We start from the raw sequence: 25782 nt of genomic DNA, 5'->3' as shown, positions 1-25782 counted from the left end.
TTGCGCGGCGGGGGATCGGCGAAGCCGCGGGCGATGAGAGTGATGCGTAGCGCGCGAAGTTTGTCGACTACCTCACGCGTCCAGAGTCCGCATTTCAGCAGGCAGCTGCGCGGGTGGGGCGGAGCGGGCGGTGCGGCACCGCCTCGCCCGGCGAGGTATGGCTCTCGTTTTGCGGCGTATGCGAACAATTTGCTGCAACGATGAGGGTCATGGTCCGTCTTGTCGCTCGCTACTGGTCCGTCGTCATACCGCTCGTCGCTGCCCTGGTCCTGGCTGTTTCCTGGGGTCGCGATCTGGGTCCGATAGTGGTGACGCTGGTATCGGTGGCGCTGGTCGGAGCGGTGCTGTCGGCGGTGCAGCATGCGGAGGTGGTGGCGCATCGGGTCGGCGAGCCTTTCGGATCGCTCATACTCGCGGTCGCGGTGACCATTATCGAGGTCGGCCTGATCGTCACGCTCATGATCTCTAGCGGTGACAAGGCGGCCTCGCTCGCGCGGGACACCGTCTTCGCGGCGGTCATGATCACCTGCAATGGCATTCTCGGTCTTTCGCTGCTGGTAGCCGCGGCGCGCCGGCGGCTCGCGGTCTTCAATGCCGAGGGCACCGGCGGCGCGCTGGCCACGGTCGCGACACTGGCCACGCTGAGTCTGGTGCTGCCGACCTTCACCACCAGTGAACCGGGCCCGGTCTTCTCGGGCGCGCAATTGATTTTCGCGGCGACCGCCTCGCTGGTGCTCTACGGCGTCTTCGTCATGGTGCAGACGGTCCGGCACCCGGGTGACTTCCTCCCCGTGGAGGGCGGCGGCGAGTCGGCCGAGGACGAGCACGATGAGCTGCCCACCAAACGTCAGGCCCTGATCAGTCTCGGTCTGCTACTGGTGGCGCTCATCGGTGTGGTCGGCCTGGCCAAGCTGGTCTCACCGTCCATCGAATCCGGTATCGCCGCAGCCGGATTGCCCGCCTCGGCGGTGGGTGTGGTGATCGCCCTGCTGGTGCTGCTGCCGGAAACCATTGCGGCCGTGCGGGCGGCGCGGCGTGAGCGGGTGCAGATCAGCCTGAATCTGGCGCTGGGTTCGGCCATGGCGAGCATCGGCCTGACGATTCCGGCCATCGCACTGGCCTCGATCTGGATCGAGGGCCCGCTCATGCTCGGGCTCGGGGCGACGCAGATGGTCCTGCTGGCGCTGACGGTGGTGGTCGGCGCCCTCACGGTGGTGCCCGGGCGCGCGACTCTGCTCCAGGGCTGTGTGCACCTGGTGTTGTTCTCGGCCTTCGTCTTTCTGGCGGTCAGTCCCTAGCCGGTCACGCGGTCCAGCGGTAGATCTGCCCATCGCGGAGTTCGTAGCTGCCGGCGGGTTTGACGCCGTTGTGCCCGGAGAGCAGGGCCATGACCCGGGTGCGTCCACGCGTGGTGACGCCGTCCTCGGTCCAATGCACGTAGGGATGTACCAGCTTGGCGAACGCAGTCCAGTCGTCGGCCTCGACGGCACGCAGGACTGCCGACACTGTGTTGTCCACGGGCACAGTGAACACTCCGGCCGACCGCAACACATCAGTACGGCGTAAAACCGCGCATCTCGGACCTTCAAAAACCGGACATTTCGTGTAGCTGCTAGTTCACTCGATTCGCGTTTCGGTATGGCTGGACCTCGCGCAGGCCATGCGCCAGAGGTCCACCCGTGGCGTGTCGCACATCATATCGATAGCCGATCCGCTCTGATAACACGTTCTAGAACCGCAGGTCACATGCCAAATCATCCCGCTGAGCAGGATGAGAACCGCATGTACCGATGAGTAACTCAGCGGCCTGGATCACACCTCGAACCGATTTGGTGTAACCCGGGGTAACCATTAGCTTTGAGGGCAGGCAGTGTTGCCGATCACGGAGAAGAAGATTTGAACCTCGTCACCCGGCGTCGGCTTCGGCGTCTCGTAGAAGTTGTCCCGCAATGACCCGGACCATCCCGCGTACCTCTGCTGTCCGCACCAATGTCCGCATCGTTCGCGACAATTTCTCCGGCACCGCGGTGGCCTCGCTGCGCACCTTCGGCCGCGCGGCCGGCATCGCCCAGGAATCCGTGGCCGGCATCTTCACCGGCATCGCCCGCGGCACCTTCCAGTGGAAGGAAGCCATCCTGCAGGCGTGGCGGCTGATCACGGTCACCGCGATTCCCGCGATCCTGATGGCCATTCCGTTCGGTGTCATCGTCTCGGTGCAGGTCGGCAATCTCATTCACACGCTCGGCGCGGATTCGCTGCTCGGAGCGACCGGCGGTCTCGGTGTCATCAAACAGGGCGCGCCCCTGGCCACCGGCTTCCTGCTGGGCGGCGCGGGCGCGGCGGCGCTGGCCGCCGATCTCGGCGCACGCACCATCCGCGAGGAGATCGACGCGCTGAACACCATGGGCATCAGCCCGATTCACCGCCTGGTGATCCCGCGCATGGTGGCCATGCTGGTGGTGGCCCCGCTGCTGAACGTGCTCATCATCTTCGTGGGCGTGCTCGCGGGCTATATGGTCGCCATCGGCGGTCAGGGCGTCACGCCGGGCAGCTACTGGGCCACCTTCGGTTCCTTCACCACCACCGCCGATGTGTGGGTGTCGCTGCTCAAGGCCGTCATCTTCGGTTTCATCGTGGTGGTCATCGCCTGCCAGCGGGGTCTGGAGGCCAAGGGCGGCCCGCGCGGTGTGGCCGATGCCGTGAACGCCGCGGTGGTGCTGTCGGTGGTCTCGATCGTGATCGTGAACCTGATCGCCACCCAGATCACCGCCATGTTCCTGCCGACGAGGCTCGCCTGATGTCCGCGACGTACGTCCCGAAGGGGCTGGGCTGGGCCGCGCGCTTCTATCACCGCCGCGGCCTGCTGCTGCGCCGCGTCGAGGGCCTGGGCTTCGTGCTCGCCTTCGTCTGGCAGGTGCTCTCGTCGATTCCTTTGACGCTCAAGCGCTATCGCGATGAGACCATGCGCGCCATCACCGATATGACCTGGGGTCGCGGCTCCATCATCGTGGGCGGCGGGACCGTGCCGATGATGATCGTGCTCGGTCTGGTCATGGGCGCGTCCGTGGCCGTGGAGTCCTTCGAGACCCTGGACATGCTGGGCATGGGCCCGGTCACCGGTCTGGTCTCGGCGTACGCCACCACCCGTGAACTCGCGCCGATCGCCGCGGCCATCGGTTTCGCGGCGCAGGCGGGCTGCCGCATGACCGCCGAAATCGGTTCCATGCGCATCTCCGAGGAGATCGACGCGATCGAATCCCTCGGCCTGCGTTCGGTTCCCTTCGTGGTGACCACCCGCGTGCTGGCCGGCGTGGTCGCGATCGTGCCGACCTTCCTGATCGCGCTGATCATGTCGTATATGTCCTGCCGCGGACTGATCACGCTGGTGCACGGTTCGTCAGCGGGTGTGTACGACCACTACTTCTTCCAATTCGTCTCCGGCTTCGATGTGATCGCGGCGGTGATCAAGGTGGCCATCTTCGCGGTGGTCGTCATCCTGATTCACTGCTACTACGGCTTTTTCGCGACCGGCGGTCCCGAGGGTGTGGGTATCGCCTCGGGCAAGGCCGTGCGGGCCAGTTCGGTGGCGATCATCGCCCTGGACATGGTGCTGTCGCTCGGGCTGTGGGGCTTCAATTCGGCGATTACGTTCACGGGGTAGGGGATGCCGAACTACGGAATGCCGGGTGTCGCCGTTGACCGGAAGCGGTCCATGGCGGTGGGTGCGATCGCGCTGGCGCTGATCATTGCGGTGGCGGTCGGCTGGACGCTGTACTCGTCCGCGAAAACCGAAGACGGACTGCCGATTTCGCTGCGCACCGAGCAGATCGGCGACGGTGTGCTGGTCGGCACCGATGTGCGGGTGAACGGTGTTGTGGTCGGCAAGGTCACCGACATCACGCCGGATCAGCACGGTACGCAGCGCATCGGCCTGCGGCTGGATGATTCCCGGCTGTTCGGGATCGACGACAGCGTGCTGGTGGATTACGCGCCCGCGAACCTGTTCGGTATCAGCGAGATCGACCTGCGGAGCGGGCCCGGCGGTGCGCCGCTGCGCGCGGGCGCGGTCATCGATCTGACCGGACCCAAGGCCTCGGCGGTCTACGACGCCACCATGGGCTCGATTCTGCGCAGTGCCTCGCAGGTCGGCGGTTCGGTGCTGACACCGCAGATGGCCTCGGTCATCGCGCAGGCCGCGGCCGATACCGAGGCGTTCACACCGCTGGCGCAGGCGCTCATCACGGCCACGCGCACGGTCGCGGACAACCAGAAGATGCCGCTCTCGGAGCTGATGGGTCAGCTCGGCCCGGCCTTCGACGGCGGCGGTAAGTTCGCCGGCGCGACGGTGCAGGTCATCGACATGATCCGCAGTATTCAACGGCTGCAGGGCAATCGGGCCGACTACGACTCGAATCTGGCCCTGATCACCGGGAAACTGCTTCCGCAACTGGCGAATACGCTGGGGACGGCCGGAACTCAGCTCTCCGGCCTCACCGACATGCTGGCTCCACTGCTGAAGATGCTGGCGCAGATGGTGCCGCAGCCGCAGCAGTCCGCGGCCGAATTGCGCACGCTCATCGAACGTTTGCGCAGTGCCATGCCGGACAACGGGCAGGGCCCGGTCCTCAATGCCGAGATCGATCTGCGCGGTGTGCCCGCCATTGCGGTGCCGCTGCTGGGAGGTGCGCGATGACCGTCAAGGGCGCAGCCTGGCGGCTGGCACTGTTCACCTCGGTGATCGCGGTGGTGCTGGTACTGGTGATCTCCGCGATCGAGCGGCCGGTCTCCGGCAGTACCGAAACCCACGACGCCATGTTCACCGACGCCAACGGCCTCAAGGTCGGTGACGATCTGCGCATGTACGGCGTGCAGGTCGGCAAGATCAAGAAGATCTCCCTGGACGGCGCGCAGGCGCGAGTGCAGTTGTCGGTCAAGACCGATGCGCCGATCTACGACAACAGCAAGCTGGCCATTCGGTACCAGAACCTCACGGGGCAGCGGTATATCGACTTGCAGCAGCAGCCGCAGCCCGGTCAGCGCATCGCCTCGGGTGCGCGCATCGGCACCGATCACACGGTGCCCTCGTTCGATGTGACCAGCCTGTTCAATGGCCTGAAGCCGGTGCTGGCCACCGTTTCTCCGGAGGCCATCAATCAATTCAGCGCCAGCATGGTCGCTTTGATCGAGGGGGATGGCAGCGGTGTCGGCCCGGCCATGGACGCCATCGGGAAACTCGCGTCCTATGTGGACAATCGGCAGCAGGTGATCGGCACGCTCATCCGCAATATGTCGGATCTGGATGATCGGCTGAGCGGCCGCGTGCACTATCTGGTGCCGCTGCTGGCCCGGCTCAGCGATATTTTCGAAGCGCTGCAGTCGAATATCGGTGGCCTGGCGCAATTCGCCATGACCGCGCCGTCGGTGCTCGGGCCCATCGACAGCCTGATGCGCACGCTGGGCATCAATAGCGGAAGCGATGTGGATGCGCTGATCCGCAAGATCTTCCCGGATGCCAAGGAGGCGGTGGACGTCTTCGGCCGCCTGCCCGCCGTACTCGCTGCCGCCGATGCCGCGCTGCCCGCCGATGCGAGCGGCTGGAAGCCGGTGTGCAGCAAGGGCACTGCGGATGTCCCGCCCGTGGTGCAGATGCTGATCTCGGGACAGCAGGTGTCGATATGCAAGGGATAAAGCTGCCCCGCTTCTTGAATAGACTCCGTTTGGTTCGCGACGATCGAGTCGTCGACGACGGCACGCGGAAGAAGCGCGAACTGCGCCTCGGCCTCATCGGCGCACTGCTGGTCGCCCTGGGCCTGCTGGCCGCCGGGGTGCTGTTCGTGGTGCCGTTCGGCAAGCACACCTACACCGCGGAACTGTCCGAGGCGCAATCGGTGAAAACCGGTGACGACGTGCGCATTGCGGGCATCTCCGTGGGCGAGGTGAAATCCCTGGAACTGAAGCCGGACCGCGTGGTCATGCGCTTCACGGTGAATTCCGATGTGTTCCTGGGTGATCAGACCTCCCTCGACATTCGCATGCTGACCATTGTCGGCGGCCACTATGTCGCGGTGTTCCCGGCGGGCGATAAAGCGCTGGGCGACAAGGCGATTCCGGCCGATCGAGTGCGCCTGCCCTACAGTCTGGTCGAGACGTTCCAGGATGCGGCCGCGCCGCTGTCGAAGATCGACGGCAGCACGCTGAACCGCAATCTGGCCGCACTGGGCAATTCCCTCGACGGCGCACCGGACAGCCTGCGCACCACCCTGCAGACCGTGAACACCTATGTGGACGCCCTGGATCGGCAGCGCACCCAGGTCTCCAATGCCGTTGCGGTGGCGGACGAGTACGTGACCATGTACGACGGCGCGAAAACCGATCTTGGCCGGCTGATGGACAATGCCAACCTGCTGGTGACGGTGCTCGAGGACAAGCACACCGAAATGGCGCAGGCCATTCGGCTGCTCAGCGATGTGGTCGGCCGGCTGGGCGGTGCGCAGCCGCAGTGGGATGCCTCGCTCAAGCCCAAGCTGCTTGACGCCATTACCCAGTTGGAGCAGCTCGGAACGAAATTCACGCCGACCCTGGACGCCGCGCACGGTCTGCAGCAGAAGCTGTCGTCCCTGGTGATCCCGGACGGCGGCGTGAGCATCGACCAGTCCCAGCAGACGGTGCCGGTCTGCGTGCCGCTGCCCGGAAAGGACTGCTGATGTTCAGGCGCATGCTCGGCTCGCAGGCGTTCATGTCGGTCGCCGGTGCGGTGGTGGTCGTGGCGCTGGCGGTGGTCGGTTACTTCCTCTACTTCGATCCGATGAAGAAGACCGAATCCTATTGCGCGGTCATGCCGGATTCGGTCGGCCTGTACGTCGGCAACAAGGTGACCATGCGGGGTATCCCGGTGGGTACGGTGACCTCCGTCGATTCCGACGGCGCCAAGGTGAAGGTCGGCTTCTCCGTCGATGCGAAGTATCCGGTGTACGCCGATGCCGCCGCCACCACGGTCGCCGATTCGATTGTGGCGGACCGGAATCTGGCGGTGCTGTCGGACGGTAAGCATCCGGCGCATTGGGATTCGTCGCAGTGCATCACCAAAACCCTGACCCCCAAGAGCATTACCGAGACCCTGACCGCGCTCGCGGACCTGTCCTCGCAGCTGCAGCAGGCGCAGGCTCCGGATGCCCTGGCGCACGGTCTGTCCGCGCTGGATTCCGCGACCACCGGTGCGGGCCCGCAGATCAATGAGATCGTGAAGAAGCTCGGCACGGCGCTGGCCGCGCCCGATGCCGATATCGGCCATCTCGCGGGCATTTTCGATGCCTTCGCCTCGGTGGGCGAGAAGGTGGAACAGCATTGGGGCGATCTGCGCTCCATGCTGCTGCGCCTGGGTCCCGCCCTGGAGAACGGCAGCAATGAATTGCTGGGCCCCGGTGCGGAATTGATCGATCGCCTCGGCCAGGCGCTGCCCATGCTCAATGATCTGGTCACCATTGCGGGCGATCCGATCATGAAGGCATTGGACGACACCCTGCCGCTGGTGCGGCTGCTGCGCGCGAATGTCGGCTCGCTGTCGGAGATCATGCTCAAGCTCCCGGTCCTGACCGATGCCGCGCAGTCCGTCATGGGCTCCGGCATCACCTACGGCTCCCCGCGTGCCGCGGTTCCCATGCCCCAGGCCGATCAGGTGTGTGCCGCGCTGAATGCCACCGCACCGGGCAAATGCACCACCTCCGCCGACGGCATGATCAACGTCCCACTCGTTCCCCTGGTGCTCGGAATGGCAGGTGCGCGATGAGAATCGGACATTGGGAAATCACGCTCGACACGGCCGGTCGCCGCGCCGCGCCGCGCACCGTAACGGTTTGCCGTCGGGTAGCGACACACCTCCCGCAAGCAGGGGATGCGCTCGCCGTAGACGCTGCCGGGCATGCGGAGCCTGCGATGAGGGCAGATTCCGCACGGCGGGCGCACTCCCCGGGGCGTGCAGGCTCCGCGCCGTGGGCAGACGGCCGGAGCCGCACGACCGGCACAACAACCCGCGCTTCGAACACGAATGCCCTCCGTCATCCCGGCATGCTTTTGGCCGGGATCCACACCCGCCGGAGGCATTCCGGCCGGACCCTCGGCCAGACGGTCGGCGCTGTACTGCTCGCGGCAGGTTTGCTCGCCGGGGTCGGCGGCTGCGCGTTCGATCCGTCCTCGGTGCCGATTCCCGGGACCACGGTGTCGGGCGCGACCTATCGTATTCACATCGAATTCGGCAATGTGCTGAACCTGCCCGCGCGCGCCAAGGTCATTGCCAATGGTGCGCAGGTGGGCTCGGTTGCCGGTGTGCGCGTGGTGGATTCGCTGCATGCCCCCGCCGGTCACGGCGGCTACGTGGTGGTCGACGCCGATATCTCGACCAAGGTGCAGCTGCCCGCCACCACCATTGCCGAACTGCGCCAGAACACCGTGCTCGGCGATATCCACCTGGCGCTGACCACTCCGGCGGACGGCTTCGGAACGCTGCTGCGCGACGGCGGCACCATTCCGCAGGAGCGCACCCATCCGCCGGTGCAGCTGGAGGACACCATGGCCGCGCTGGCCGCCTTCACCCAGGGTGGGGCGGTGAATCAATTGCAGGACATCATCAATCGCTTCAATGCGGTGCTGCCCGCCGATCCGAACGAGACCCGGCGGATCGCGCAGAATGCCGAGGGCAATGCCGTCGATCTGGCCGCCAATCTGGACCAGGTGGATTCGCTGCTCAACGGTCTGGGCACCAATGCGCAGGTGCTGCACGATCGCGCGGATTTCCTGGATCACCAGCTCAGTCAGGAGTCGGTGGACGCCATGACCGGCATAACCAACTCCATTCGCGGTGTGACCCAGATCTTCGCGGCGCTCGGTCAGCTGGGTCCCTCGCTGACGTGGCTGACCCCGGTGGTCACCTCGGCCGATGCGGCGGCGAAAGCCTTTGTCCCGCTGGCTTTGTCGAGTAAGCCGCTGGATCTGTCGGTGCCCTCGAATCTGTCGATGCTGGTCGACCTGCTGCGGGACAAGCTGATTCCGTTCGTGGAGCACGGTCCGAAGGTGAATATCACCGGCGTCACGGCGGATTCGGTCTCCCGTGACGATCAGGTGAGCGGGATTCTGTCGACCCTGCGCATGATCGGAGCGGTGCGATGAAGACCGGATCAATGATCTCGCTCGGCGGTATCGCCGCCGTCACGCTGGTGAGCGCGAGCTATCTGACCTTCGGTGTGGTGCGGGCCGATCCGTTCGCCGAGTACACCCACGCCTCCATGGTGCTGGCCAATTCCGGTGGGCTGAGCGTCGGTTCGCCGATCCTGCTGACCGGTATGAAGATCGGCAAGATCACCTCGGTGGAGAGCACCGTCGGCGGTGTCGAGGTGGGCTTCCGAATCGACGCCGACCGCAAGGTTTCCACCGACAGTGTGATCAGCATCGAGCAGCTCTCGGCGCTCGGCGAACCGTATGTGGAGATCCGGCCCAAGACCGGCGCCGCCCCCTACCTGAAGGAGGGGCAGCGGCTCGATACGTCCACGGTCAAGTCGCCGCTCTCCATTCCGGCGGTGTCGCGCCTGGTCAATCAGGTCATGAACCAGCTCGACCCGACTGTCGCGGCCTCGCTGGCCGGCACCCTGGGTACCGCGTTCCACGACACCGATTCGGCCATGCCGTCGCTGACCCGTGCGGGTGATCTGCTGGCGGCGGCAATCTCCAGCCGCGAGCCCAAGATTGCTCAGCTACTGAACAGTTTCCAAGTCGCGGCCTCGAATATGGACGGCATCGGCGCGGCCACCGCTGCCGCTGCCCCGGCATTCTTGCAGTTCGAGCAGTCGCTGAGCGACCTGGTCGAGGCGGTCGGTAGACTCGTCGACAGAGCCCCCGGACCGCAGGCATATGTCAGCGGCAATGGTCTGGCACCCTTCCTGGCGAAGCTGACCGACTGGTTACAGCAGGCCGGACCCGAACTGAAAACCCTCGCGCCCCAGCTGCAGCCGCTCGCGGATGCCGCACGCACCACCGGGCCGCACATAGATATCAGCAGCCTGATCTCGCAGGCCCTCGCCAGCACCGGCGACGGCGCCGTGCGCGTACAGGTCAACGTCAAGTAATACGAAGAAGGAGAAGCGGATGTCCGAGGACACCCAGCCGAAGCGGGCAGTCGACGCGGAGGACTCCGCCGTCTCCGCGCCCGAGACGACCACCGCCCCTGCCGTCGCGGCCCCCGAAGCCGCGGCTACCGGGACGACGACGCCCGAGACCGAGCCCACCGGAACGTCCCCCACCGGGACCGCAGTTCCCGTGGCAGCGACTCCCGCGGCCGAGACCACGAAGGCCGCCGCCCCCGCCGCCCCGGCGAAGACGGTGTCGCTCAAGCTCTCCACCCTCGGCCTGGCCGCAGCGGCCGTCGTACTCATCGGCGCACTCATCACGGTGAGCACCCTCTGGCTCTCGGCTCGCGGCGACCTGAGCGACCGCGATGCCGAGGCCGCCGCCGAGCAGCACGCCGAGCAGGTCGCCACCGACTACTCCGTCGGCGCCTCCAATATCAACTTCAGCGACCTGAATTCCTGGACCGGCCGCCTCAAGGCCAATACCACTCCGGCCCTGGGCAATAAGTTCGACGCCACCGCCCCGAAGCTGCAGGAGATCCTGGTCCCCCTGAAGTGGACCTCGAGCGCGACCCCGGTCGCCGCGAAGGTCGTCGGCCGCGACAACGGCCTCTACCAGGTGGACGTCTTCCTGAACGTCACCTCGACCAACGCGCAGAACCCCGACGGCGCCCAGACCACGGTCACCTACAACGTGACGGTCGACCCCAACAACGGCTGGAAGGTCTCCGACGTCGGCGGCACCGCCCTCGCCCTCCCCAAGCAGTAGCGCCAGCACCCCGCCCGGAAAGCCACAGCACCCTGGCCTCGGGCGGCATCGCCGGCACCCCGGCCTCGGCGGCAGCGCCGGCACTTGGCGTCGGCGCTGGCACCCTGGCCTCGGCGGCAGCGCTGGCACCCTGGACAAAGAGCACCCCGATTCGATGACCGTGCGGCGCGCCGTCGGGCACATGTTCAATCGACCGCGGTCATGAGAATGCCTTCGGCTTCGTACATTTCGCGAGCGCTGGTGCGTGTCAACATATTCAGCGCGGCCTTCGCCATCTCGTCCACGGCGTGGCCCGGGTGTACGACCCGATCGTCCGCGGTGAAAGCGGCCTCGGCGGCAGCGCCCTTGTCGTCCCGGCGTGCTTTTGGCCGGGATCTCGCACAGCGCAGTGGATTCCGGCCAAACGCACGCCGGAATGACGGGGGATTCCGGCTTTCCAGTCCTCAGCGGCGGAGCAGGTCTGCGAGGCGCACGGCCAGCGCCACGATGGTCAGCGTCGGGTTGGCGTGACCGTTGGTGGGGAAGACCGAGCTGCCCGCGATGTAGAGGTTGCCGATCCCGTGTACCCGGCAGTCGGCATCCACCACGCCGGTGCGGGGGTCGGCGGACATGCGGGTTGCTCCGCTCGGGTGCGCCCAGTCGGTGAGTTGTGCTGGGAGACAGCTGTTCTCCTGTGTCCACTCGGCGAGCGCCGGTGGTGCGAAGCCGAGGCGGGTGAACTCCGCGGCGACCAGTGCGGCCGCCCGGCGGACGGTGCTGTCCTCCTGGTCGTGCACCTTCCAGTCGATCCGCGGCAGCGGCGTTCCGAGCCGATCCACCTTGTCGCCGAGCGTGATTCGGCTGTCGGGGTGTGGCGCCTGCTCCACCATGCAGCGCAGCTCCACGTGTTCGAGCTTGTGCGGTAATCCGGTGTGGTCGATGAGGCGGCGTTTCGCGCCGGAGAGCATGAGCCCGGGATTGCTCGCGACCGTGCGGGCATCGTGCAGATTCACCTGCCCGCGTAGCAGTTTCTTCACCGATTCCCAGGGATCGTCCTCGGCGGGCACCTCCTGAATCCACAGGCCGCAGTTGAGAAGTCCCTCCGCGGACTGGATATCGGGGGACAGTGCCATGCCGTGCAGGAAGGTGTGTTTCCCGGTCCGCGTTCTGACGACGTATTTGCCGAAGCGGTCGCGCGCCGCCGCCGAGGTGTGCGGATCGAGCGCGCCGATCACGCCGCAGCGGTGATCGAGCAGATACCGGCCGACCGCATCGTGCCGATTGCCGAGGCCGCCCGGCACCGTTCGATCGGAGGCGAGCAGTAGTCGCGCATTCTCGATTCCGCCGGTGGCCAGCACAATGCGTGCGGCATGCACGGTGCGCGTTTTCCCGTCCGCGTCGGCGAGCCGTAAAGCCAGCACCTGGGTGCCCCCGGGATCGGTATCGATATGCGTGACGGTCGCGCGCACCACGATACGCACATTCGTGGCCGCGATTCTCGGCAGCTGCGCGCCGAATCGCATGCTGTCGAAGGGATCTCCCGGATCCCGGCTGATCTGCCAGAAGTAGGGCCATAGTCGCCTGCGGTCCAGATCCTGTGGTGGGGGAGTGCGATCGGCGAGTTCCCAGAATCGATCGCCGGTGAAACCGGTCCCGTATCCGAGCCCGAGGTGCGCGGCCGCGCGGTCGAGATATGGTGCCAGTTCGGTGAATTCGAACGGCCAGCCGGAGTGCGCCACCCACGGCCGCGCCGCGAAATCCAGTGCGTCCAGCGGCGCGCACCGTCCGCTCCAGGTGTGCGAACTGCCGCCGAGAACTCGATTGCGCGCGTTGCGATATGGCTCGGCCCGTACCGCACCGATATTCTCCAGATCATCGAGTTCATCGGTTTCCGGCGCGGTTTCCGGTCCGCCGCTCTCCACCAGCAGCACCCGTAGCGCGCTGCCCGCCAGCTCGGCCGCTATTGTCGCCCCCGCCGGTCCCGATCCGATGACGGCGATATCCGCCGCGAGATCGGTGTCCCGCACGGCCCGTAGATCGTCGATACGCACCGGAATTCCTCCCGCACCCGCATCCACCCCCGGCGACAGACGCGTTCTCCCATAGCCGCGCTCATCGTAACCGTTCAATTGCCGGTACGCGGAGCAACTTTCACTCAGCAACCGCGCTGTAGAAATGCCCGCACATATCCTGCGGACTGCCGCACATACATCCACGCCCAGAAGGTCACGCCCGAATCGCTGGGGCTCGCCACCATGGTTATTTCTCCGGAAAAGCAGCGCTCCACGATGTACCGCGCCCGCGATACATGCGGCGTGTAGGTCACCACGATGATGTGCTTCCAGCCCCGCGCCTGCGCTCGCCGCCGAATCTCTCTGGCCTCACCCTGCGTGGTCCACGGATCGGGCACAAAACACGACACGGTGAAGGTGTAATGACCATTGCAGTAGCGATCCATCTGACGGTCGTTCACCCCGGTTGACCGCGATATCAGCAATTCCGGCGCGAGTCCCTGCTTCGCCAGTGCCACGCCCATATCGAAGCGGGCATAGGCCGTTCCGCCCAGCACAACGATCGCGTCGGCCGGGCGCAATGGATCTACCTGCGGATGTATATAGACCGGCACTCCGGCGAACCCGATTCCGACCAGCAGTGCCAGCGCCGTGAGCACTGCGGCGGCGAGTCGTCGGTAGCTGGGCACGCATTCGACGATACGCGTTGCGCCAGAGTGTATTTCGAGGTCGCGTGTCCAGCTCGCCGGGGTGTCGAGCAACATACCGGACGGTGGATTGCGATCCAGGTCACTTTCGTGCGATAGTTCACGAATCTTGTGAGACGAAGCGGTCTCACATTGACCGGAGGGCAGTCGTGTGATCCAGGGGAAGACGGCGCGGCGCATTGTCGTAGCAAAGGCGGGAATTGCCGTGGCACTGGCGGGAATTCTCACCTCGGTGGTGGTGGCGACCGGCTCGGCCGGCGCGGATCCGGTGGCGGTATCACCCGCCGCCCCGATTCCGCTTCCGCCCGAACTGGATCCGGGCTTCTACCATCCGGCCCCGGACCTGGTGGCGGGCAAGGCCCCGGGCGAGATCATCGCGGCCCGGCAGATCAATGCCTCGAATTTCGGTGTGATTCCGCTCAATGTGGACGCCTGGCAGCTCTCCTACCGCTCGAACGACAGCCGCGACCAGCCCATCGCGGCGGTCGCGACCGTGCTGAAGCCGCGCGGCGCGGCCCCGGACAAACTGGTGTCGATGCAGATCGCCGAGGATTCGCTCGCCGGATACTGCGCACCGTCCTACTCCCTGCAGCAGTGGTCGCTCGGCGCGGTCGGCGGTCAGATCGTGGTGCCCGCCGAATTCGTCATCTCGCAGGGCGCGCTGCAGCAGGGCTGGGGTGTGGTGATTCCGGATCATCAGGGCCCCGGCGAGGCCTACGCGGCCGGACCGCTGGCCGGTCGCATCACCCTGGACGGCATTCGCGCGGCCCGCAATTTCGAGCCCATGCAGCTGGCCCCGGATGTCCGCGTCGGCATGTACGGCTACTCGGGCGGCGCCATCGCGACCGGTCACGCGGCCGAGCTGAAGCGGACCTACGCCCCCGAACTGAATATCGTCGGCGCGGCCGAGGGCGGTGTGCCCGCCGATCTGGGCATGACGCTGAATGTGGCCAACGGCCAGGCCACCTCGGGCCTGATCTTCGCCGCCGTCCTCGGATTGACCCGCGAGTACCCCGATTTCGCCGATTTCGTGAACGGCCATCTCGATCCGCTGGGCCAGACCCTGGCCGCGGTGAAGAACAACCTCTGCGTGCAGTACACCTCGGCACTGCTGCCGTTCCTGAATCTGAAGGGCATGCTGCACACCGCCGGTGACCCCATGCGGGAACCGGCGGTGGCCGATGTGCTGGACAAGACCCGCATGGGCAAGTCGGTGCCCGCCATGCCCATGTACATCTGGCAGGCCAATCCGGACGAGATCATTCCGGTCGCTCAGGTCAATACGCTGGTGGACACCTACTGCCAGGATCCGTCGGCCTCGGTGCAGTACACCCGCGAGCATTTCGGCGAGCATGTCGCGACCGAGATCTCCGGCGGCGGTCTGGCCATGCTGTGGCTGAAAGACCGGCTGGACGGTATCGCGGCGCCCGCGGGTTGCTCCATCTCCGATGCCGGCTGGCTGGCACTGGACCCGAGCGGCCAGGCCATGCTGGCCTCCACCTTCGGCGAGACCTTCGCATCATTCTTCGGAAAACCGGTGGGCGCCAAGTAGTTCGGTTGACCCCCTCGCCGGGGCCGATCCGGCAGAATACAGCCATGGAACTCGGCCTGCACTACTGGAACTTCACCACGCCCGCCGCGCCGGAGCTGATCGCGCCGACGCTCACGCGGACCGCGCGGCTCGCCGAACAGGCGGGCTTCGCGGAGTTCACGGTCATGGATCACTACTTCCAGATGGAGGCCCGCGCCGGCGCGGACGAGCCGATGCTCGAGGGCTATACGACGCTGGGCTATCTGGCGGCGGTGACCGAGCGAATGCGCCTGGGGCTCTTGGTCACCGGTGTCATGTACCGGCATCCGGGACTGCTGGCCAAGATCGTCACCACCCTGGATGTGCTCTCCGGTGGCCGGGCCCAGCTGGGCATCGGCGCCTCCTGGTACGAGCGCGAGCAGCGGGGCCTGGGTGTTCCGGTGGTACCGGTGGCCGAGCGCTTCGAGCGGCTCGAGGAGACCCTGCAGATCTGCCTGCAGATGTGGGGTCCCGATAACGGCCCGTACAAGGGTGAGCACTATCGGCTGGCCGAAACGCTGTGTGTGCCCGCACCGTTGAGCGGGCCCCGGCCGCCGATCCTCATCGGTGGCGGCGGCGAGCGCAAGACGCTGCTGCTGGTCGCACGCTACGCCGACGCGTGCAATCTGTTCGCCGTGAGTGTCGAGGATGTGGCCCGCAAGCTCGATATTCTGCGCGCACACTGTGAGGCCGAAGGCCGTGACTACGACGCCATCCGGAAGACCGCCTGCTATGTCGCTCCCGTAGTGGAGGCGCCGGATCAGTTCGTCCGCGATCTCGAGCAGTACTCCGCGCTGGGCATCACGCTGATCAACCTCATGCCCGACGGCGACCCGGTCGCCTACACCGAAAAGGTCGCCGAACAGCTGGTCTCCCGGGTGCGGGACCTGTAGTCGGATCCGTTCCCGAGACGGCAAACCGGGGCGGCCGGTATCATCGCGCGCGCTGCTCATCATTTGGAGGATACGTGCCCGCAACTCCCACTGCCGCCGAACTACTGGCGACCGTCGAAGCCTCTCCGCAGGCGGTAGGGGCGCACGATCGCGCTGCCTGGGTCGGCCTGTTCGCCGACGACGGCAGTGTGGAGGATCCGGTCGGTTCGCGGCCGCATATCGGCAAGGCCGCGATCGAACGGTTCTACGACACCTTCATCGGCCCCAACGGCATTGCCTTCGATATCGCCAATGACGTGGTGTGCGGTATGACGGTCTTCCGGGATCTGACCATTGCCACCACCATGTCGACGGGCGTCACCCTGCACGTGCCCATGCATCTGCGCTACGACCTGGCCGATATCGACGGCGTGCTGAAAATCCGTGCGCTGCGGGCGCATTGGGAACTGCCCGGCATGATCGGCCAGCTCCTGGGTTCGGGCGTGCAGGGTCTGCTGGCCGGCGCGAAGCTGGGCCCGCAGCTGATCGCCAATCAGGGCATCGGCGGTGCGCTCGCCTTCATGAAGGGCATGCGCAGTGTCGGCGCGCCGGGTAAGCAGGCGGCGGGTCTGCTGCTGGATGCGGTCGGCCGCGGTGAGGCCGCCGGCGCCCAGCGGGTGCTGGCCCCGGTGCCCCGCCTGGCCTGGGCGGGCGATGATCGAATGTCGCTGGCGGACTTCACGGTTCGCGCGAAGGGGTTGCGCTGGAGCAAGGCCATCGCGGCGGGGCGCACGGTGACCGTCTCGGTGGAGACCCGCGACGGCCTCGGCATAGCGGAACTCGATTTCACCGATCGAGGCGCACGCATCGAAGCCGTGCGGGTCTGCGTGCCTGCTCGCTGAATCACACTGCGGCAGCGCATGATTCGGCTGGCACGGCGCCCGGTTCGGCTGGCACGGCGCCCGGTTCGGCTGGCACGGTGCCACGGTCGGCTGGCGCCGTGCCACGGTCGGCTGGCGCCGTGCCGAATCAGGTTGCCGCGGTGCTAGTCCAGCAGTCCGGCGATCTCGGCCACCGGGCTGTTGCGGCTGAAATTACTGCCACCGGCGGCGCCGACGACTTTGCCGTGCACGGCGATCATCCACTGTCCGCACACGCATCGTAGGTACTGCACCGACCGGTGGGAGGACACGGGGGCGGGGGAGGGCCAAGCGCAGGAGGGGCATTCGGCTATCACCACCTCATCCTGCGCGGATGTGCTGCGGCGTGCTCGGACCGACACGCGTAAACCCGCAAACTAATTGCGACAATTGCCTGGTTCACTTTGCGTGATTCGCCAATGGATACAGGCGAACTCGCCTCGGCCGGTGTCGGGAGATCACCTCAGTTCGGCGTGGACCGCGCGCGGCGGACGGCCGTCGGTGTTGTGCCCCACCAGCGCTGACAGCATCGCGTGAAAGTGGACTGTTCGGACAATCCGACCAGTGACGCCACCTGGCTCATCGGCATATCCGTGGTGGTGAGATAGCGCCTCGCCTCGCCTCGCCGCACCTCGTCCAGCAGCGTCGCGAATGTGGTCCCCTCGGCCGTCAGCCGCCGCTGCAGGGTGCGCGGATGAACGGTGAGCAGCCGTGCGACAGCGCCGATTTCGGGCGCCGCGGTGCCCAGCAGTTTCTGCAGCGTGATGCGCACCTGCGGGGTGATCGCCATGGACGCGTCCCCGGACTGCTGTGCGAGGAAGGCCATGGCGAGCCGATGCAGGTTCTCGTCACCCCCGGAGAGCGGGCGGCCCGCCAGGCTGCTCGGCACCCGCAGCAGTGCGGCCGGTCGCTCGATTCGCACTGGGGCGCCGAAGAATTCCTCGTAGACGTGAATGGGCGCCGCCGGCCGATAGGGCAGCTCCACCGACCGCAATCCGTACCGGTCCTCGACCAGTCGCTGAATAGTGCGGTGTACGAACGCCAATCCCACATCGGTGCCCTGCACCGGCGTCGGCAGTCCGGCCATGGTCACGCCGTACCGCAGTGCGATGACGCTGCGATCCCCGTACGGGTCCGGCTCCATGGTCAGGCTCAGCGATCGCGCGTGCACGAACAGGTACCGCGAGGTGCACTCCAGGACATCGGCGAGCGTGGGCGAGTTCCGGATGGCCAGGGTGAGCGGTCCGAGCATGTCCAGGTCCTGCCGCCGCGACATGCGCAGTCCGAGATCGGGGCAGTTCAGCTGCTGCGCCGCGAGCTCCATGGCCGCGGCCACCGCATGGTCCGGAATGAGCAGATCGTCGGTGTCCAGCGCCTCGACGGGCAGTCCGCAGGCGGTGGCGAACTCCTCGGCATTGCCGCCGAGCTCACCCACCGTCAGGCGGAATCCGCGCAGTCCCGCGGACCTGATGACCGACATGTCGTCCAGAATCAAATACTTGTCGCGCAAAGTCAAGAAAGGGCCGCCCCGCGCACACAGACTGGAGATCATGAGCGACGCGACTTCCGTCACAGCCGAGCACCTCGACGTAGTCATCGTCGGCGCCGGACTCTCCGGCATCGGCGCGGCCTACCGATTGCAGGCCGAACATCCCGGCCGCAGCTACGCCATTCTCGAATCGCGCGCGGCGCTCGGCGGTACCTGGGACCTGTTCCGCTATCCGGGCGTGCGCTCGGACTCGGACATGTTCACCCTCGGCTACCCGTTCAAGCCGTGGCGGGACGCCAAGTCCATTGCCGACGGGCCGTCCATCCTGCGCTATATCGAGGACACGGCGAAAGAGAACGGCATCGACCGCCACATTCGCTTCGACACCAAAGTCACTGCGGCACAATGGGACAGCGCCGCCTCGCACTGGACCCTGACGCTGGCGGTCCGCACCGCCGACGGGCTCGAGGAGCGCACGCTCACCTGTGGATTCCTGTACTCGTGTGCCGGTTACTACAACTACGAGCACGGCCACGAACCCGTCTTCCCCGGTATCGAGGACTTCGCCGGACAGGTCGTGCATCCCCAATTCTGGCCGGAGAACCTGGATTACGCCGGGAAGAAGGTGGTGGTCATCGGCAGCGGCGCTACCGCCGTCACGCTGGTGCCCGCCATGGCCGGGGAGGCCGCGCAGGTGACCATGCTGCAGCGCAGCCCCACCTGGATCTCCGCCGTGCCCGGCCGGGACAAGATCGCGGACCGGCTGCGCGAACTGCTGCCGCCGGAGCTGGCGCACCGCGTCATCCGCAGCAAGAATATTCTGTTCAATCTCGGCTTCTACCAGTACTGCCGGCGCCGCCCCGAATCCGCGCGCAAGATGCTGACCGGGCTCACTACGCGAATCCTGAAGGACGAGAGCCTGGTTGCCGAGCACTTCACGCCGACCTACAACCCGTGGGATCAGCGGCTGTGCGCGGTGCCGGACGCCGACTTCTTCAAGGCCATGCGCAAGGGCAAGGCCGAGGTGGTCACCGATCATATCGATACCTTTGTGCCGGAAGGCATTCGGCTGAAGTCGGGCCGGGTGCTGGAGGCCGATATCGTCATCACGGCCACCGGACTGCAGCTGCTGGCCTTCGGCGGCATCGGTCTCACCGTGGACGGCGCGCCCGTCGATCTGTCCGAGCAGTTCGTCTGGCAGGGCACCATGATGACCGGCGTCCCCAACTTCGCGGTGTGCATCGGCTACACCAATGCGTCCTGGACGCTGCGCGCCGATCTCACCTCGCGGCTGGTCTGCAAAGTTCTGGCATACATGGATCGCGAAGGCTATTCGGCCGTGGTGCCGCAGCCCGAGCGCGTACTCGGCGAGCGCCCGCTGCTGGATCTGGCGTCCGGATACGTGCAGCGCTCGATCGCCGAATTCCCCCGTCAGGGCGACCGGCATCCGTGGCAGGTGCGGCAGAACTACCTGCTGGACTCGGCCACCACCATGCGCACCGATCTGCGCAAGACCCTGCGGCCCGTGGTCGCGGACAAGACTCCCGCGCGGGTGTGAACCGCGACCGAGGGCGGCAAATCCCTCGGCTCGGTGCGCGGGTGGGGTGAGGTCCGGGCGCCGGTGCGCGGGGTGGATAGCATCGGGGCCATGAGCTCCAAGCGTGCGGTGGCGGCAGCAGCGGCGGTGGCGGCAGCAGCGGCGGTGGCGGTACTCGGACCGGTGGCCTGGCTGGTCCCGGTGACCGCGTCCGCGGCGCCGCCCGCAGCGGTCGATCTCTGGACGGTCCCGACCGCGCCCGCCGACACCGCGACGCTGATCGTCGCCTACAGCTTCGGCAATCGCCTTCCGGCGGGCGCGGATTCGACACGCACCATCGGTGACCCCGGACCGGTCAACGAGGCGCTGGCCGCCGCCGTGGTGGCCGCGCGCGGCGATCGCGGCATTCCGGTCTACGCGCAGACCGAGATCGCCGAAGTGCTGAAGTCTCGCTACGGCATGACCGATGTGGTCGCCATCGATCCGGACCGGGCCGCCGACGGAACGCTCGTGTACCTCTCCACCGACGGGGTGGCCGCCAAGGTCGCGCAGCTGCGCGGTACGGCCGTAGCGACCGATACAGCGGCCGTGGTGGCCTTCCGGGATCATCTGTGGCGCGCCACCCGCACTACGGCCGAGCGGGGTTTCGACGCCTTCGCGCCGGCCGGGGTCGCCATGCCGGATCAGTACGATCCGCAGTCCGGTCAGCTCTGGACCACCAGCCCGATCCTGTATCTGCCCACCGATTTCGCGGGCCGGCTGGCGCTGCTGAAATAAGCGCGGACACCCGACACTCCGGGACCGGGTGCGCGAGCTTCGTTTTCGGGTTCACCGCAGCTCACACCCCTGCCAAGCTGGTACTGCTGCCCGATCGGCAGCGTGCCGCGGCGAGGGGAGCGCAGATGGTTTTCGAGGGTGGATTCGTGCGGCCCGCACCGCAGTTGGAGCCGTCCCCGCTGCGCCCACCGCTGCCGCCGTCTCCGCTGCGCCAACAGCCCTGTCGCAATCGCGCCTTCCGGAATGCGACTTCGCGGCGGTCCGGAACCGTTGCCCTACAACGGGTATTGCGAGCTTCGCACGCTGCGAAATCCGACGTCTGTGACGAATCCGACGTGGTAGCCCGGCAATTCGCGGCTGCGGCGCTGCGGGTGGCGCTGGAGGTGCTCGACGGCCGTCGTTCTCCGCTACAACTGCGCCCGCTCGCCGAGTCCGGAGTTATCGCCGCATTGCGCACGGTGGCCGATCGTGGTCAGGTCCCGGGGCGCGGTCTCGGGGCCGCGACACTCACCAGGGTCGATGTGATCATGGCCGGGTCGCGGGCGGCGGAAGTCTGTGCGGGATACGACCGTGGAACTCGGCATTTCGCGCTCGCCGCCCGCATTGTCCGCGGTCGTTCCGGGTGGCGCTTGACCGCATTCCGGGTGTTCTGAAGACCTTCCGGTCACCGCGGTAATAGCAGAATAGTCTGAGCTCACGGAATTCGATTCGCGCCTGGTTTGAAACCTCCCTCCCGCGGCATTAGCATTTCGGCGAATAGCGGCACCTCTACGTGGAAGGGCAGTCCATGGCGAAGAAAGTCACCGTAACTCTGGTTGACGACTACGACGGCGAATCGAAGGCCGACGAGACAGTCTTTTTCTCGATCGACGGTTCGGATTACGAGATCGATCTGTCGATCAAGAACGCCGGCAAGCTGCGGGAGTCTCTCGAGCCGTGGGCCGAGAAGGCCCGCAAGGTGGGTCGGTCCAAGCAGCGCAAGGTGGGGGCTGTCACCGGCCGCACCCGCCCCGCGGTGGATCGTGAAGAGAGCACCGCGATCCGGGAATGGGCACGGGCCCAAGGGCACCAGGTCTCCTCGCGCGGCCGTATCCCGGCCGAGATCGTCGAGGCGTACCAGCGGGCGAAGTAAATACGGGCGATGAGTCCCGCCCGTAGGGAAATTCGGGAGGAGCCGGTGACCATGGTCACCGGCTCCTCCCTTTTTGTCCGTTCTTATGCCACTCGAAGTAGCGAATCTCCAGTTACTGGCAGTTCGGTGCGGATTCGTTCCAGCAGTAACCGCGCGAGTTCGCGATGTCCGGCCGCCGTATCCGTATCGCCGAGAGCCTCGGCCAGCTCGGCCAGTACGGCATCCATCGGCCCGAAAGCGGTCGTGCCCGATTCCATGCCGATGATCGTGCCGGTGTGCGGCGACAGATATTCATACAGTGCGCGAACGTCCGCGGTCTCGCCGAGCGCTATGGCGCTGCGCGCCCGCTGCGCCGACATGAGCACCGGATACATCTCCTCCCGCACCCGGTCCGTCGCCTCGTAGACGGTACGGGCGATCGCCGGTTTCCCGGCGTGCACGAGCGCGAGGGCGTATGCCTGCCCGAACAGGCTCGGCAGCTCCGTGTATGCCTCCGCGAGACGATCGGCCAGTCCCGACAGATCACCGCGGACCCAGCCGATCGCCATGGCGCAGAACAGTTCCACCTCGGCCACGTTCGTCGTCCCGGACCGCGCTATCCGCCGCCCGAATTCCGCGTACAGCAGCTCCGACCGATCGATATCGCCGCGTAGCAGCTCCATGGTCGCCGCGAAGCAGCTCACCATGTCCAGCAGCGGCTGCAACTGGCCTTCGTCCGCGTACTCGACCGCGCTCGCCGCCTGCCAGGCCGCTTCGCGCAGCTCCGCATGTGCCACCGCCGCGCGATATCGCAGATGGTGTGCGAGCGCCTGGTATTCCGCGAGCCCCGCTTCCGTGGCCACCAGCTCCAGCTCGGCGGCCAGCTCGTCGAACCGGGGACCGTATTCGAACTCCAGATGGGTCGCCGCATTGATTGCCGCACAAAGCAATTCGGGATCGCCCAGGGTCCGCGCCAGCCGCACCGCCTGGCCTGCCAGCCGTTGCCCGCCCGGGTACTCGTCCAGCCCCGCCTCGAAAGTCGCCGCGATCAGGAGCCGTATCAGAGCCTGCGGCGAGCGCTGCTCGCCCGGCCGGTCGATCGCGGGCGCGGTGGTGTCCGAAAGCTCCAGTGGCCCTGCTGATTCCGCTGCCACCCCCGAGCGGTCGATGATCCCGTATGTATCGCTGGGCGGCCAGGACGCCTCGCCGATCGTCAGGGTGTGCCGGTCCGGGGTTTCCGGTAGCGCGATGGACGTGCGCGCCCGGGCGCCGTCGGCCCCGCTGCCGAGTGCTGTGCCGGGGGTGTGCTCGGTGGCGACGCGGAGGCGATACGGCGCCAGTGCGCGGGAAAGCGCCTGGCGAATACGGTGATCGGGGGTACCCAGTTCCCGTACCGCCCAGATCGCCGGTGCGCGCCAGCAGGTGAGGGCACGCACGCGCAGGTGATCGCCGCCCAGTTCCTCGGCCAGAGCCAGAGCCCGGCCGCGCTCGGTGCGCGCCGCGCGGTGCTGATTGTCGTAGGCGAGCGCGGTGACCAGGGCGCACCGCGTATCCAGCAGTGCGGTCCGATTCGCGCGGTCCGCGTGATCGGCGGCATCACCGGCCAGTTCGTGCAATTCGACGGCGGCGCGCAGCAGGCGGACGGTTTCGCTGCGCATGCGGCGGGCCATCCGGCGCTGGGCGGCCGCGTGCACCAGTGCGATGGCGGTCCTGGCGGTTTCGGCGCTCGCCCCCAGAATGGCGTGCCGGGCCAGCACCTCCGGATCACGGGCCAGGGCCGGGTACGCGGCGGCGTGTGCCTCCAGCAGTTCCAGTGCGGCCCAGTGCATTCGACCGCGCCGCAGCGCTGGAATGCCGAGGTACACCGCATCGCGGATGAGCGCGTGTTCGAAGGTGATACTGCCGGTGCGCCCGGTGCCGACCAGTCCGGCCGCCTCGGCGGCGGCGATCAGGTCGATGAGCCGGTCCTCGGGCAACCCCGCCGCCAGGCTCAGAATGCCGAGCTCGCTGCCCGCGCCCCAGATCGAAATATGCTGCAGCACTTCGGTGACACCGGCGGGCAGCTGTGCGACGCGATTGTCGATCAGGTCCCGGATGGACTCCGGCACCTGCTCCAGGCTGCCGTGCGCGGCCAGCAGTTTGGCCAGTTCCCGGACGAAGAGCGGATTCCCACCGGTGCGGGCGTGCAGTTGGGAGAGCAGCTCGTCACTCAGCGGGGCGAGTCCGGCGGCCCGCGCCGTCCGCCGTGTTCCGGCCAGATCCAGGCCGTTCAATTCCAAGGCCGCGGCGGAGTACTGGGCGAGCGCGGCCGCCGTATTGTGCACCACCGCACCGGCTTCCGACCGTCGCATGGTGACCAGCACCAGGACGGGTTCCTCGCGTAACCAGTTCACCACCTGCCGCAGCACCTGCAGCGTCGCGGTATCGGCGCGGTGCACATCCTCCAGCAGCAGCGCCACCGGTCCGGAAGTGGCCGCGTTCCTACACGATCGGGCGAGTTTGCGGGAGAGCGTGAAGGCGTCGTCGGCGCCGGTATCGGGCCCCGGTGCGGCCGCGAGCGGCGCCGCGGTGGCGGCCTCGAGTCCGCTGTGGATCTCCGACCAGGCCCAGGCCGGGGGCGCGCCGTCGATCTCCGGGCAGCCGCCGGTCGCTACCGTCCATCCGGTGTTCGTCAGTGCGGCCAGCGCGGTTTCGGCCAGCGTGGTCTTGCCGATGCCCGCCTCACCGGACACCCAGGCGAGCCGCAGGCTGCCGCCGCGCGTCGCCGCGGCCAGGGTGAGCAGTTCCGAGAGTTCGGCGGCGTAGCCGGTGGCGGCCGGGGTTTCGGCCGCGGCGGTGTTGCCGCCACTGTGCAGCAGCACCGGCCGATCATCGGCTTCGGTAGCCGGGACCAGCGGCGCCAGATCCGCGGCGTGGGTGAGGATCGCGGTCTCGAGGTGGCGCAGGGCCGGTCCCGGATCGACGCCGAATTCCTCGCCCAGGAATTCGCGTGAGCGCCGAATCGTATTGAGCGCCTCCAATTGCTGGCCGAGCTGATATTGCGCGATGGCCAGCAGCCGGACGAGCTCTTCCCGTCCGGGGTGCGCGCTGAACAGTCCGCGCAGCCCGATCACGACCTCGCCCCAGCGGCCCAGTTCGAGCTTGGTCTGGGCATCGAGTTCGATGGCGGTCAGGTGGAGATCGCTGAGTCGCCGCGCTTCCGGTGCGGCCCATTCGATGTCGGCGAACGCCTCCAGCGCCGGCCCGCGCCATTGTGCGAGCGCCGACTCCAGCATGGTGTTGCGCTGGATGGCAGTCGGCCGGGTTTCGGGATTGCTGATCAGTTCCTGGTAGCTGCGCAGTTGTTCTTCGAAGTGCCATGCATCGACGGCATTTTCGGCGATTCGCAGCGCATAACCGGACGATTCGGACACGATATGCCGGGCGGGCGCGCGCCGCGGCCGATCCGGTTCGAACAACCGCCGCAGATTGTGGATATGCACCTGTAGCACCGAGGCGGCTTTGGCGGGTGGTTGTCCGGCCCACAGGTCTTCGATCAGGCGTTCCGTGCTCACGGCCTGGCCGTGCGCGACGATCAGGCGGCCCAGGACCGCGCGCTGCATAGGAGTTCCCAGTGCGACTTCCCGGCCGTCGGCGGACAGGAGCAGGGGGCCGAGCACTCTGATCTCCGGCCCCGCCATCCCGACCCCTTCTCATCGCAAAAGCAAACTGGACGTTTGCCATAGGAAGAGCACTATCCCGCAAAAAGTCGAAGATGCCAAAAGTTTGCACGATAGTTGTCGAATGGTTACGGATGCGGTGGTAAAGCGGCCCGGTCGCGTGCTAGGGCAAATTGTTTGAATTGCTAACAATATCCCGGTGTGACCCATCCCGTAAGAAGTGAATCGGAAGAGCTCTGGCGGATGCTTTCAGATGGAAACAAGC

At 66.9% G+C, this 25782-nt stretch carries 22 protein-coding genes; 17 read left to right on the top strand and 5 right to left on the bottom strand.

The window, feature by feature from the left end:
• Positions 1-209 precede the first annotated feature (209 nt).
• A complete protein-coding gene (locus OG716_RS25345; RefSeq protein ID WP_355122647.1) occupies positions 210-1298 on the top strand; it encodes an ionic transporter y4hA in 1089 nt (362 codons plus the stop codon).
• 4 nt (positions 1299-1302) lie between these two features.
• Here the strand turns inward: OG716_RS25345 and OG716_RS25340 are convergent, their stop codons facing one another.
• Positions 1303-1518, bottom strand: a complete 216-nt coding sequence (locus OG716_RS25340) for a nuclear transport factor 2 family protein (RefSeq protein WP_355122649.1) — start codon at positions 1516-1518, stop codon at positions 1303-1305.
• 431 nt (positions 1519-1949) lie between these two features.
• Between OG716_RS25340 and OG716_RS25335 the strand changes: the two genes are divergently transcribed.
• From OG716_RS25335 to OG716_RS25295, 9 genes are all read left to right on the top strand, one after another.
• Positions 1950-2798 (top strand): ABC transporter permease, encoded by an 849-nt coding sequence (locus OG716_RS25335; RefSeq protein ID WP_355122651.1) that lies wholly within the window; start codon positions 1950-1952, stop codon positions 2796-2798.
• Positions 2798-3661, top strand: coding sequence for an ABC transporter permease (locus OG716_RS25330; protein WP_405133234.1), 864 nt, complete (start codon positions 2798-2800; stop codon positions 3659-3661). The genes OG716_RS25335 and OG716_RS25330 overlap by 1 nt, the downstream gene beginning before the upstream one ends.
• Before the next feature lie 3 nt (positions 3662-3664).
• Complete coding sequence (locus tag OG716_RS25325) at positions 3665-4693, top strand: MlaD family protein (protein ID WP_405133233.1); 1029 nt, start codon at positions 3665-3667, stop codon at positions 4691-4693.
• Complete coding sequence (locus OG716_RS25320; protein ID WP_355122655.1) at positions 4690-5688, top strand: MlaD family protein; 999 nt, start codon at positions 4690-4692, stop codon at positions 5686-5688. The genes OG716_RS25325 and OG716_RS25320 overlap by 4 nt, the downstream gene beginning before the upstream one ends.
• A gap of 29 nt (positions 5689-5717) precedes the next feature.
• Complete coding sequence (locus OG716_RS25315; protein ID WP_327144066.1) at positions 5718-6704, top strand: MlaD family protein; 987 nt, start codon at positions 5718-5720, stop codon at positions 6702-6704.
• A complete protein-coding gene (locus tag OG716_RS25310; RefSeq protein WP_405133232.1) occupies positions 6704-7786 on the top strand; it encodes an MlaD family protein in 1083 nt (360 codons plus the stop codon). The genes OG716_RS25315 and OG716_RS25310 overlap by 1 nt, the downstream gene beginning before the upstream one ends.
• Positions 7787-8064: 278 nt before the next feature.
• A complete protein-coding gene (locus OG716_RS25305) occupies positions 8065-9162 on the top strand; it encodes an MlaD family protein (RefSeq protein ID WP_405133231.1) in 1098 nt (365 codons plus the stop codon).
• Positions 9159-10115 carry an MlaD family protein gene (locus OG716_RS25300; protein WP_405133230.1) on the top strand — a complete coding sequence of 319 codons (957 nt, stop codon included), beginning with the start codon at positions 9159-9161 and terminating at the stop codon, positions 10113-10115. Before OG716_RS25305 ends, OG716_RS25300 begins: the two co-directional genes overlap by 4 nt.
• Positions 10116-10134: 19 nt before the next feature.
• Positions 10135-10884, top strand: coding sequence for a hypothetical protein (locus OG716_RS25295; RefSeq protein WP_405133229.1), 750 nt, complete (start codon positions 10135-10137; stop codon positions 10882-10884).
• 443 nt (positions 10885-11327) lie between these two features.
• On the opposite strand, the gene OG716_RS25290 is transcribed toward OG716_RS25295, so the two are convergent.
• Both OG716_RS25290 and OG716_RS25285 read right to left on the bottom strand, forming a co-directional pair.
• Complete coding sequence (locus OG716_RS25290) at positions 11328-12914, bottom strand: GMC oxidoreductase (RefSeq protein WP_405133228.1); 1587 nt, start codon at positions 12912-12914, stop codon at positions 11328-11330.
• Positions 12915-13018: 104 nt separating this feature from the next.
• On the bottom strand, positions 13019-13564 hold the full coding sequence (locus OG716_RS25285; protein ID WP_405133227.1) for a YdcF family protein: 546 nt from the start codon (positions 13562-13564) through the stop codon (positions 13019-13021).
• A gap of 172 nt (positions 13565-13736) precedes the next feature.
• On the opposite strand from OG716_RS25285, the gene OG716_RS25280 reads away from it, so the two are divergent.
• From OG716_RS25280 to OG716_RS25270, 3 genes are all read left to right on the top strand, one after another.
• On the top strand, positions 13737-15134 hold the full coding sequence (locus tag OG716_RS25280; RefSeq protein ID WP_405139897.1) for a lipase family protein: 1398 nt from the start codon (positions 13737-13739) through the stop codon (positions 15132-15134).
• Positions 15135-15178: 44 nt separating this feature from the next.
• Positions 15179-16045, top strand: a complete 867-nt coding sequence (locus tag OG716_RS25275; RefSeq protein ID WP_405133226.1) for an LLM class F420-dependent oxidoreductase — start codon at positions 15179-15181, stop codon at positions 16043-16045.
• Positions 16046-16119: 74 nt separating this feature from the next.
• Positions 16120-16926, top strand: coding sequence for a nuclear transport factor 2 family protein (locus OG716_RS25270; RefSeq protein WP_405133225.1), 807 nt, complete (start codon positions 16120-16122; stop codon positions 16924-16926).
• 481 nt (positions 16927-17407) lie between these two features.
• On the opposite strand, the gene OG716_RS25265 is transcribed toward OG716_RS25270, so the two are convergent.
• Positions 17408-18517 carry an AraC family transcriptional regulator gene (locus OG716_RS25265; protein ID WP_405133224.1) on the bottom strand — a complete coding sequence of 370 codons (1110 nt, stop codon included), beginning with the start codon at positions 18515-18517 and terminating at the stop codon, positions 17408-17410.
• Between OG716_RS25265 and OG716_RS25260 the strand changes: the two genes are divergently transcribed.
• The 4 genes from OG716_RS25260 to OG716_RS25245 all read left to right on the top strand — a co-directional run bounded on the left by OG716_RS25260 (position 18495) and on the right by OG716_RS25245 (position 21879).
• Entirely contained in the window at positions 18495-19991 is a 1497-nt protein-coding gene (locus OG716_RS25260; RefSeq protein WP_405133223.1) for a flavin-containing monooxygenase, read from the top strand. The genes OG716_RS25265 and OG716_RS25260 overlap by 23 nt on opposite strands.
• A 90-nt stretch (positions 19992-20081) precedes the next feature.
• Positions 20082-20747: a hypothetical protein gene (locus OG716_RS25255; protein WP_405133222.1), complete on the top strand. Its 666-nt coding sequence runs from the start codon at positions 20082-20084 to the stop codon at positions 20745-20747.
• 125 nt (positions 20748-20872) lie between these two features.
• A complete protein-coding gene (locus OG716_RS25250; protein ID WP_405133221.1) occupies positions 20873-21400 on the top strand; it encodes an Rv3235 family protein in 528 nt (175 codons plus the stop codon).
• A gap of 134 nt (positions 21401-21534) precedes the next feature.
• Positions 21535-21879, top strand: a complete 345-nt coding sequence (locus tag OG716_RS25245) for an Lsr2 family protein (RefSeq protein ID WP_297614709.1) — start codon at positions 21535-21537, stop codon at positions 21877-21879.
• Positions 21880-21962: 83 nt separating this feature from the next.
• Here the strand turns inward: OG716_RS25245 and OG716_RS25240 are convergent, their stop codons facing one another.
• Positions 21963-25538: a BTAD domain-containing putative transcriptional regulator gene (locus tag OG716_RS25240; protein WP_405133220.1), complete on the bottom strand. Its 3576-nt coding sequence runs from the start codon at positions 25536-25538 to the stop codon at positions 21963-21965.
• Positions 25539-25782: the final 244 nt, after the last annotated feature.

This window comes from Nocardia sp. NBC_01388 (assembly GCF_045040085.1).
Classification (GTDB): Bacteria; Actinomycetota; Actinomycetes; order Mycobacteriales; family Mycobacteriaceae; genus Nocardia.
Note: the sequence above shows the minus strand (reverse complement) of the source record. Positions and strands in the feature narration are given on the sequence as shown.